Raw genomic sequence first — 1,502 nt, 5'->3', positions numbered from 1 at the left:
CCGGTGGTCACCGGTGGCCGCCCCCCACGGTCGTGTCCGACCGTTCCCGTCGGATCAGCCGTTCAGCTCCGCCGCCACCAGCTCCGCGATCTGCACCGCGTTCAGGGCCGCGCCCTTGCGGAGGTTGTCATTGGAGACGAAGAGCGCGAGACCGTGCTCGACCGTCTCGTCGACCCGGATGCGGCCCACGTAACTGGGGTCCTTGCCGGCCGCCTGGAGCGGGGTCGGGATCTCGGAGAGCTCGACGCCCTCGGCGTCCTTGAGCAGGTCCACGGCGCGCTCGACACTGATCGGCCGGGCGAACCGGGCGTTGATCTGGAGCGAGTGGCCGGAGAAGACCGGCACGCGCACGCAGGTGCCCGAGACCTTGAGCTCCGGGATGGAGAGGATCTTGCGGGACTCGTTGCGGAGCTTCTGCTCCTCGTCCGTCTCGTACGAACCGTCGTCCACGATCGAGCCGGCCAGCGGCACCACGTTGAAGGCGATCGGGCGCTTGTAGACGCCGGGCTCCGGGAAGTCCACCGCCCCGCCGTCGTGGGTCAGCTTGTCCGCGTCGGCGACGACCTTGGACGCCTGGCCGTGCAGTTCGGACACACCGGCGACACCGGAGCCGGAGACCGCCTGGTAGGTGGCGACGGTGAGGGCCTCCAGGCCCGCCTCGTCGTGCAGGGGGCGCAGCACGGGCATGGCGGCCATCGTGGTGCAGTTCGGGTTGGCGATGATGCCCTTGGGCCGGTTCAGCGCCGCCTTCGGGTTGACCTCGGAGACGACCAGCGGGACCTCGGGGTCCATGCGCCAGGCGGAGGAGTTGTCGATCACTACGGCGCCCTGGGAGGCGACCTTCTCGGCCAGTGCCCGGGAGGTGGCGCCGCCGGCGGAGAAGATGACGATCTGCAGGCCCGTGTAGTCGGCGGTGGAGGCGTCCTCGACCGTGACCCCGGTGCCTTCGAAGTCGATGGTGGAGCCCGCCGAGCGCGCGGAGGCGAACAGCCGCAGCTGGGTGACCGGGAACTTCCGCTCGGCCAGGATCTTGCGCAGGACTGTGCCGACCTGACCGGTGGCGCCGACGATTCCGACCTTCACGGAAGACTCCTCTGTACGTGTGTGCGGCCCTGGGGGCTGTCCCGGTCGTCCCTGGTGGGCGGGTACGGTGCGGCCCTTTGCCGCCCCATGATGCGTATGTCCCTGCCCACCTTGTCCAATCCATTGTCCGGCCTGCGGACGGGCGCGGCCCGGGCCGCAGGTTCTGCGCTCGCGCGGGCCCGGGGAGCGAACATCTTCGGCGAGGGCCGCAGGGGGCGTGCCGCACACGGGCGGACGGCGGCGGGACGGGCGCGCGGCGGGCGGACGCATTGCGGGGCGGGCGGGTACACCTCAATATCGCCCGACAGTGACCCGGATTGCGGCATTTGACGGTCCGGCGGTGCGCCCGGTCCCCTCATCGGCCGCAGAAGGCGGGCGTACGGGGTGGTGAAGTGCCCCGGACGGTGCGGGGCTCAGGG

1 protein-coding gene is annotated in these 1,502 nt (G+C 71.2%); it reads right to left on the bottom strand.

Annotated elements, in window-relative coordinates:
* Positions 1-54: 54 nt before the first annotated feature.
* Positions 55-1,083: an aspartate-semialdehyde dehydrogenase gene (locus ACFWEP_RS34615; protein WP_387376270.1), complete on the bottom strand. Its 1,029-nt coding sequence runs from the start codon at positions 1,081-1,083 to the stop codon at positions 55-57.
* Positions 1,084-1,502 lie beyond the last annotated feature (419 nt).

Source organism: Streptomyces sp. NPDC060198 (assembly GCF_042728415.1).
GTDB lineage: Bacteria > Actinomycetota > Actinomycetes > Streptomycetales > Streptomycetaceae > Streptomyces.
Note: the sequence above shows the minus strand (reverse complement) of the source record. Positions and strands in the feature narration are given on the sequence as shown.